This window comes from Micromonospora orduensis, assembly GCF_006228125.1.
In the GTDB taxonomy this organism is placed as follows: Bacteria; Actinomycetota; Actinomycetes; order Mycobacteriales; family Micromonosporaceae; genus Micromonospora; species Micromonospora orduensis.
In genome coordinates this window covers 1-7,864 of the sequence record NZ_VDFY01000309.1, presented here as the reverse complement: position 1 = coordinate 7,864, position 7,864 = coordinate 1, and the positions used below count along the sequence as shown (strand labels likewise).

The following is a 7,864-nucleotide window of genomic DNA, read 5'->3' as shown; positions in this document are numbered from 1 at the left end:
CCAGCCAAACCAAAGGCCTGACCAGTCCGGGGTATAAATCATAATTGGCACTGGCTTTACAAGCACCCTGTTGAGTTCTCAAAGAACAACCACACACCGATCAGAAGCACCACACTCAGTGGAACCCGTTTCGGGGCAACCGCTCAAACCTACTTGGCCGAACTTTCATTGTCAACCTCGTATCCGAGGTGATCAATCTTGTTCGTCCGGACCCACGATGACGCACGCCGTATCCGGCGGTCGTTGCTGTCATGGGAAGCCGCAGACCGGCCGATCGCCGCTTCGCGGCTCTCCGCCCGGCTCCTGCCGGCTTCAGCACTCTACCCGGTCGGCTTCGCGTTCGCAACCCCGTCTCCGGGATGTTCCGCACCGCCCGATCCTCAGTCTCGCTCGGCGTTCCCGCCACGAGCCTGGCGCCCGTTCTTAGCCGGTTTGTCCGGCCTCCCCCGTGCAGAGAGAAAGTTACGCGGACGGCCCGGAGAAGGCAAATCAGGGTTCATCACTGGTTGGGGCGATCCCGCCGCTGGACTCGTCGGCCCACCCGGCGACGCGGGACGGCCGGGCGTGCCAGAGTGTCAGGCATGGATGACTCCGGGCTTCGCACCACGGTGGTCGCCGAGGAGGCGCTGCTCGGTCTCCTCCTGCCCTTCTGGCAGGTGGTGATCGGCGCGGTCGTGCTGGTCGTCCTGGTGCTCTCGGTCGGGCGGCTGGCCCGACGGGGTCGATCGCGGATGACCACCGCGCTGCTGGTCACCGCCGGGGCCATCGCGGGGCTCGCGGTGATCGGCGTACTGCTCGAGGGCTGAAGGCTCAGAGCCGGCGGTTGGCCAGGCTGGGCAGTTCGCTCCGGATGACGGCGAGCCGGTCGAGATCGAGGTCGGCCACCGCCACCCCCGGCCCGTCCGGCAGTTGCGTGAGGACGGTCCCCCACGGGTCGACCACCATGCTGCGCCCGAAACAGGTGCGGCCGGGCTCATGGTCGCCGGTCTGACCGGCAGCCGCCACGAAACACTGGTTCTCGATCGCCCGGGCCCGCAACAGGACCTCCCAGTGATCCCGGCCGGTGTGCATCATGAACGCCGCGGGGACCACCAGCAGCTGGGCCCCACCGTCGGTGGCCAGTGCCCGGTACAGCTCCGGAAAACGCAGGTCGTAACAGATCGACAGGCCCACCCGCAGACCCTCGACGTCGACCACGACCGGTTGAGTCCCGGGTGCCACGGTCGCCGACTCCCGGTAGGAGACCCGGCCCGGGATCTCCACGTCGTACAGGTGGATCTTGCGGTAGCTCGCGGCCAGGCTGCCGGACCTGTCGAAGACCAGCGACGTGTTCCAGGTGCGCTCCGGGTCCGGCCCGGCCTCGTGGAACGAGCCCGCGACCAACCACATCCCGAGCCGCCGGGCCACCCCGGCGAAGAAGCTGCCCACCTCCCCGTCGACCGGCTCGGGCTCCGGCAGCCCGGCGGCAGGACCGAGATAGTCGACGTACTCCGGAAGGACGGCGAGGTCCGCGCCGTCGGCGGCGGCGCGTTCCAGCAGGACCTCCGCGGCGGCCAGATTGGCCTTGCGGTCGTCCCGGGCGTTCAGCTGGCAGACGGCGACGCGCATGAGCCCAGGGTACGACCGCACCGGCCGGTGGGGACAGCGTCAGATGCTCGCCAGCACCAGCGCTCCGGCGGCGAAACCGAGCCCGGCGACCTGGACCGGGCGGAGCCGTTCCCGGTCGACGACGAGTGCGAGCAGCACCGTACTGGCCGGATAGAGCGCGGTGATCGCCGCGATGATGCTCAGGTGGCCTCGGGCCGCCGCGCCCAGGAACAGCGCGTTGGCGGCGCCGTCGAGCAGGCCGGCGACGGCCGCCCAGACCAGTACGCGCCGGCCGAGCCGCAGTCGGACGCCGGTGCCGGCGGCCAGCGCGAGCCCGAACGCGATCGAACTGGCCCGCACCGCTGCCACCGGCCACATGCCGGCGCTCTCGTCGGCCTGGCCGAGGAGCGTGAAGAAGACGCCGAAGAGCGCCCCGGCGGCGAGGGCGAGCCCGACCAGCCGAGTTGGAGCGGCTCGACGGCTGCCGCCCTCCCCCAGGCTCACCAGCGCGATGGCCAACACGGCGAGACCCGCTCCGGTCAGGGCCGGGCCGCCCGGGAAGGTAGCCGTGAACAGGCCGGCGATGATCGGCACCACGGCGGCGGTGATCGCGGTGATCGGCGCGACGACGGCCATCATCCCGCCGGCGAGCGCCCGGTAGAGGAGCATGACGCCGGCTGCGCCTGCCACGCCTGCGGCGAGCCCCCAGGCGATGTCTCCGGCCGTGGGAGTGCCGGGCACCAGCAGCACCAGGACGACCAGCAGTGGGACGCTCAGCAGTTGGGAGACCACTGTCACGGCGATCGGGTCGGCGCGGCGGGACGCCTTTCCGCCGGAGAAGTCGGCGGCGCCGAACGCGATCGCGGACACCGCGGCGAGGACAATGGGTAGCATCTGTCTGTCGTACCATAATAGTGACCGCGAAGGATAGTTTAATGACCGACACCGGGGGCGACCGGGTGGGCGCGGTGACTTCCGCGGTCGCCCGACAGGTACGCGACCTACGGGCCGCCCGAGGCTGGTCCTTCGAGGAACTGGCCGGTCGGTCCGGGGTGAGCAAGGGGATGCTCGTGCAGATCGAGGGCGCCCGGACCAACCCGAGCGTCGGCACGCTCTGCCGGGTCGCCGACGCGTTCGGCGTCAACATCGCCCACCTGCTCGAACCGGCCGAGGAACACACCGTGAAGATCACCCCCGCCGTCGAGGCGCCCCTGCTCTGGCAGGGCGAGCACGGCGGCACCGGCCACCTGCTGAGCGGACTGGGCGAGCCGGACCTCGTCGAACTCTGGGACTGGCGGATGGCGCCCGGAGAGGCTCACCGATCCCTCGACCACCCGCGCGGCACCCGGGAGGTGCTGCACGTGCTGGACGGCGCCGTGGTCGTCCGGGTCGACGGGCAGGACCACCCCGTCCGCGCCGGCGAGACCATCGAGTTTCACGCCGATCGCGAGCACGGATACCGCAACGACACCGACGAGCCGACCCGGCTGATGATGGTGACCGTCACCCCGTCGGGCGAGTGGGACCGCCGAACGCGATCACGCCGGCCGCGTCAGGAGTGAGCGACCGGCGTGACACGGGGAGGATCAGGCGGACTTCTCCTCGCGGTCCCGCCGGGCCCGACGCCCGGTGAACTCGCGCGGAACGATCGTCGGGTTGACGTTCTCCAGGACCACCTCGCGGGTGATCAGCACCCGGGCGGCGTCCGGGTTGCTCGGGACCTCGAACATCGCGGAGAGCAGAACCTCCTCGATGATGGCCCGCAGACCACGGGCGCCCGTGCCCCGCAGCATCGCCTGGTCGGCGATCGCCTCCAACGCCGGCTCGTCGAACTCCAGCTCGACCCCGTCCAGCTCGAAGAGCCGCTGGTACTGCCGGACCAGCGCGTTGCGCGGCTCGGTGAGGATGCGCACCAGGGCGCTGCGGTCCAGGCTGCGCACGTTGGTGATCACTGGGAGCCGGCCGACGAACTCGGGGATCAGGCCGAACTTGAGCATGTCCTCCGGCATGACCTGGCTGAAGATGTCATCGGTCGACCGGTCGGACACCGACCGGAGCCGTGCGCCGAAACCGGTGCCGCCCTGGCCGGTGCGGGATTCGATGATCTGATCAAGACCGGCGAACGCACCACCGCAGATGAACAGCACGTTTGTGGTGTCGATCTGGATGAACTCCTGGTGCGGGTGCTTACGACCGCCCTGCGGCGGCACGTTGGCCACCGTGCCTTCCAGCATCTTGAGCAGCGCCTGCTGCACACCCTCACCGGAGACGTCCCGTGTGATCGACGGGTTCTCCGACTTACGGGCGATCTTGTCGACCTCGTCGATGTAGATGATGCCGGTCTCGGCGCGCTTGATGTCGTAGTCCGCGGCCTGGATCAGCTTGAGGAGGATGTTCTCCACATCCTCACCGACGTAGCCCGCCTCGGTAAGCGCCGTGGCGTCCGCGATGGCGAACGGGACGTTCAACATCCGGGCGAGCGTCTGCGCCAGGTGGGTCTTGCCGCACCCCGTCGGCCCGAGCAGCAGGATGTTGGACTTGGCCAGCTCGACCGCGTCACTGCCGGAGCCCGGCGCACCGGCCGCCTCGGCCTGGATGCGCTTGTAGTGGTTGTAGACCGCTACGGCGAGCGCCTTCTTGGCCTGATCCTGCCCGACGACGTAGTTGTCGAGGAACTGGCAGATCTCCATCGGCTTGGGAAGCTCTTCCCACTTCACCTCGCCGGACTCGGCCAGCTCCTCTTCGATGATCTCGTTACAGAGATCGATGCACTCGTCGCAGATGTAGACCCCGGGGCCCGCGATGAGCTTCTTCACCTGCTTCTGCGACTTGCCGCAGAAGGAGCATTTCAGTAGGTCGCCGCCGTCACCGATCCGTGCCACCTACGTTCTCCCTGCACTCATCGGCCGGAGACCCGGCCCTGACCTGCGGACGCTGCACGCCGCCCGGCTTGGTTCGCCACACCGGCCCAACCGGCGAAGCGGTACGGACCCGACGTTACCCGCTGGCGGGACATTCTCCGACCCCCAAAACGGGTGTGTCAGAGGTCGGCCGGGAACCAACGCCCCGGCCAACCCCTGACCCGGTACTGATTCAGCTGGCCGCGTTGGCAGCCAGCAGACCCTTCTTGCGGCTGGTCAGGATCGTGTCCACCAGCCCGTACTCCTTGGACTCCTCGGCCGTCATGATCTTGTCACGGTCGATGTCCTTGCGGACCTGCTCGATCGGGCGGTTGCAGTGGCGGGACAGCATGTCCTCCAACTGCGTCCGCATCCGCAGGATCTCCCGAGCCTGGATCTCGATGTCCGAGCCCTGCCCGTAGCCGCCCTCGGTGGCCGGCTGGTGGATGATGATCCGCGAGTTCGGAAGAGCCATCCGCTTACCCGGCGTACCCGCCGACAGCAGCACCGCCGCCGCGCTGGCGGCCTGCCCGAGGCAGACCGTCGAGATGTCCGGACGGACGTACTGCATGGTGTCGTAGATCGCCGTCATGGCCGTGAACGAGCCACCGGGCGAGTTGATGTACATGATGATGTCGCGGTCCGGGTCGGTGCCCTCCAGCGTGAGCAGCTGGGCCATCACGTCGTTGGCCGACGCGTCGTCCACCTGCACACCGAGGAAGATGATCCGGTCCTCGAAGAGCTTGTTGTACGGGTTCGACTCCTTGACCCCGTACGACGTGCGCTCGACGAACGACGGCAGGACGTAGCGGTTGTGCACGGCCGCGAACTGGGGCGGCAAGCTCAGATCGGTCATCGTCAGCTCCTCAGCTCAGGGTCCCGGCGCCATCCGGAACCTGAGCGGCCCCGATGATCACCTTGTCGATGAAGCCGTAGTCCATGGCCTCCTGGGCGGTGAACCAACGGTCCCGGTCCGAGTCCGCCTCGATCTGCGACTGGCTCTGGCCGGTGTGGTGCGCGACCCGCTCCTGGAACATCCGCTTCGTGTAGAGCATCTGCTCCGCCTGGATGGCGATGTCGGACGCCGTACCGCCCAGACCACCGGACGGCTGGTGCATCATGATCCGGGCGTGCGGCAGCGCGTACCGCTTGCCCTTGGTGCCGGCGCAGAGCAGCAGCTGGCCCATCGAGGCCGCCATGCCCATCGCCACGGTCGACACGTCGTTGTCGATGAACTGCATGGTGTCGTAGATCGCCATGCCGGAGTAGACCGAGCCACCCGGCGAGTTGATCCACAGGTTGATGTCGCGGTCCGGGTCCTCCGCGGCGAGCAGCAGCAGCTGCGCGCAGATGCGGTTGGCGACCTGGTCGGTCACCTCACTGCCCAGGAAGATGATGCGTTCCTTGAGCAACCGGTTGTAGACCGAGTCGTCGAGGTTGCCAATGGAGTCGCCACCGCGCGCGTCAATCGCCCGGAGCGACTTCTTGGGGATGTGCATGTCGGTCATGGCAGCCCTTCGCTCTCCGTACCGTCTTTCCCGACACTAACCGCTGTGCGGGGCGGCAGAGTCCCGGTCGGGACACTGTTCGCTCTCAGCGCAGCTGTGTCAGGCGCACCCGCGGCGCGGGCGTCCGGGCGTACCCCGGAAAGGATTCGGCCGCCGTGCACCGCGCAGCGGCGGACGGCGGCCGCACCCGACGATCAGTGCTCGTGGTTGTGCTCCGCCTCGTTGGCGGCGCGCAGCGCGTCCAGGGTGACCTCGTTGCCGGCCGAGTCCTTGATCGTGATCCGCTCCATGACGGCTGCGAGCGCCTTGCCCCGCCGCACGTCACCGAAGACCGCGGCGGCCGCGCCGGAGCGCACCAGCTGGTCGTAGTACTGCTGCGGAGCCATGCCGGCGCGCTGCGCCCGGTGCACGATCTCGTGCCCGAACTCGTCGTCGGAGACCTGCACGTCCTCCGCGTCGGCCAACGTGTCCAGCAGGAGCTGCACCTTGACGCCCTCGGTCGCCGCCTCGGTCAGCTCGGCGTCGATCTGCTCCTCGGTCTTCTCCTCGGCGGCCAGGTACTCCTCCAGGGAGGCGCCGATCCGCTCGAGCTGGTCGACCATCGCCTGCTTGCGGCTGGCGACCTCCTCGCGGACGACACCCTCCGGCGCCGGCACCTCGGCGGCCTCGACGAGCTGGGCCAGGGCCTTGTCCCGAGCGGCGTAGATCTGCTCGACCTGCTTGCCCTGGGTGACCCGCGCCCGCAGGTCGCCGCGCAGCTCCTCGATCGTGTCGAACTCGCTGGCCATCTGCGCGAACTCGTCGTTCAGCTCCGGCAGCTCCTTCTCCTTGACCGTGCGCACGGTCACCGCCACCTCGGCGTCCCGGCCGGCGAAGTCACCGCCGACGAGCTGGGTGGTGAAGGTGGTGCTCTCACCGGCGGCGAGACCCACCACGGCCTCGTCCAGGCCCGGCAGGAGCTGCTTGCTGCCCACCTCGTGGGAAATGTTGCTGGCCTGACCGCCCGGCACGTCCTCGCCGTCGACCGTGGCGTTCAGGTCGATCTGCACGTAGTCGCCCTCGGCGGCGGCCCGCTCGACCGTCTTGAGGGTGGCGAACCGCTCCCGCAGGTTCTTCACCTGCTCGTCGATCTCGCTCTCGTCGATCTGCAGCTCGTCGACCGTCACCTCGATGGTGCTCGCGTCGGGCAGCGTGATCTCCGGGCGGACGTCGACCTCGGCGGTGAAGTTCAGCGAGTCACCGTCGTTGAACTCGGTGATCTCGACCTCCGGACGCCCCAGCGTCTTCAGGTCGTGCTCGCGCACCGCGGCCATGATGTTCTCCGGGATGGCGTCCTGGACCGCCTCGTTGAGGACGGTCCCCCGGCCCACCCGCTGGTCGATCACCGCGGTCGGCACCTTGCCCCGACGGAAGCCGGGAACCTGGACCTGCGAACCGATCTCCCGGTACGCCTTCTTGAGGCTCGGCTCGAGCTCGACGAACGGCACCTCGATGGCGAGCCGCACGCGCGTCGGGCTCAGAGTCTCGACGGTGCTCTTCACAGGCGTACTCCTTGACGGATCTGGGTTTGATTCTGGGCCTTCGATTGGCCCATCGAGTGTAGGCGAGCCGGCGCGGCCGGCTGCTAGCGCCCGGGGCGACCGGACGCGGACAACAGTCGGGGTGGCGGGATTTGAACCCACGGCCCCTCGCTCCCAAAGCGAGTGCGCTACCAAACTGCGCCACACCCCGTGGCGACGTGCAGTCTATGCCGTCCACGCGCCCCGGGCGGTGCCGGGGCGTCCCCACCCGGACAGAATCCCGGAAATCGCCGCATCGCGCCCACCTGCGACGCTGCGGCGATTTCCGGGATTCTGTCCGGGTGGGGAC

At 68.8% G+C, this 7,864-nt stretch carries 8 protein-coding genes and 1 tRNA gene; 2 read left to right on the top strand and 7 right to left on the bottom strand.

Annotated elements, in window-relative coordinates; genetic code table 11:
- The first annotated feature begins 581 nt into the window (after positions 1-581).
- Positions 582-806: a hypothetical protein gene (locus FHG89_RS32120; RefSeq protein ID WP_139588136.1), complete on the top strand. Its 225-nt coding sequence runs from the start codon at positions 582-584 to the stop codon at positions 804-806.
- A gap of 4 nt (positions 807-810) precedes the next feature.
- On the opposite strand, the gene FHG89_RS32115 is transcribed toward FHG89_RS32120, so the two are convergent.
- Both FHG89_RS32115 and FHG89_RS32110 read right to left on the bottom strand, forming a co-directional pair.
- On the bottom strand, positions 811-1,608 hold the full coding sequence (locus tag FHG89_RS32115) for a carbon-nitrogen hydrolase family protein (protein ID WP_139588135.1): 798 nt from the start codon (positions 1,606-1,608) through the stop codon (positions 811-813).
- A gap of 39 nt (positions 1,609-1,647) precedes the next feature.
- Positions 1,648-2,481, bottom strand: coding sequence for a DMT family transporter (locus FHG89_RS32110; RefSeq protein WP_139588134.1), 834 nt, complete (start codon positions 2,479-2,481; stop codon positions 1,648-1,650).
- A gap of 41 nt (positions 2,482-2,522) precedes the next feature.
- Between FHG89_RS32110 and FHG89_RS32105 the strand changes: the two genes are divergently transcribed.
- Positions 2,523-3,149 carry a helix-turn-helix domain-containing protein gene (locus FHG89_RS32105; RefSeq protein WP_139588133.1) on the top strand — a complete coding sequence of 209 codons (627 nt, stop codon included), beginning with the start codon at positions 2,523-2,525 and terminating at the stop codon, positions 3,147-3,149.
- Between the two features lie 24 nt (positions 3,150-3,173).
- Here FHG89_RS32105 and clpX read toward each other — a convergent pair whose 3' ends face one another.
- From clpX to FHG89_RS32080, 5 genes are all read right to left on the bottom strand, one after another.
- The gene (clpX, locus tag FHG89_RS32100) at positions 3,174-4,469 is read right to left on the bottom strand and encodes an ATP-dependent Clp protease ATP-binding subunit ClpX (protein WP_139588132.1); all 1,296 of its coding nucleotides are present in this window, start codon (positions 4,467-4,469) and stop codon (positions 3,174-3,176) included.
- Positions 4,470-4,680: 211 nt separating this feature from the next.
- Positions 4,681-5,343, bottom strand: coding sequence for an ATP-dependent Clp protease proteolytic subunit (locus FHG89_RS32095; RefSeq protein ID WP_121652300.1), 663 nt, complete (start codon positions 5,341-5,343; stop codon positions 4,681-4,683).
- Between the two features lie 10 nt (positions 5,344-5,353).
- Positions 5,354-5,995 (bottom strand): ATP-dependent Clp protease proteolytic subunit, encoded by a 642-nt coding sequence (locus FHG89_RS32090; RefSeq protein ID WP_007464111.1) that lies wholly within the window; start codon positions 5,993-5,995, stop codon positions 5,354-5,356.
- A gap of 194 nt (positions 5,996-6,189) precedes the next feature.
- Positions 6,190-7,536 carry a trigger factor gene (gene tig, locus FHG89_RS32085; protein ID WP_167517581.1) on the bottom strand — a complete coding sequence of 449 codons (1,347 nt, stop codon included), beginning with the start codon at positions 7,534-7,536 and terminating at the stop codon, positions 6,190-6,192.
- Between the two features lie 116 nt (positions 7,537-7,652).
- Positions 7,653-7,726, bottom strand: a tRNA-Pro gene (locus FHG89_RS32080).
- Positions 7,727-7,864: the final 138 nt, after the last annotated feature.

Excerpts from the sequence above, each read along its gene's own strand:
- FHG89_RS32120 (WP_139588136.1), top strand. The coding sequence starts at position 582 with ATGGATGACTCCGGGCTTCGCACCACGGTGGTCGCCGAGGAGGCGCTG.
- FHG89_RS32115 (WP_139588135.1), bottom strand. The coding sequence starts at position 1,608 with ATGCGCGTCGCCGTCTGCCAGCTGAACGCCCGGGACGACCGCAAGGCC.
- FHG89_RS32110 (WP_139588134.1), bottom strand. The coding sequence starts at position 2,481 with ATGCTACCCATTGTCCTCGCCGCGGTGTCCGCGATCGCGTTCGGCGCC.
- FHG89_RS32105 (WP_139588133.1), top strand. The coding sequence starts at position 2,523 with ATGACCGACACCGGGGGCGACCGGGTGGGCGCGGTGACTTCCGCGGTC.
- FHG89_RS32095 (WP_121652300.1), bottom strand. The coding sequence starts at position 5,343 with ATGACCGATCTGAGCTTGCCGCCCCAGTTCGCGGCCGTGCACAACCGC.
- FHG89_RS32090 (WP_007464111.1), bottom strand. The coding sequence starts at position 5,995 with ATGACCGACATGCACATCCCCAAGAAGTCGCTCCGGGCGATTGACGCG.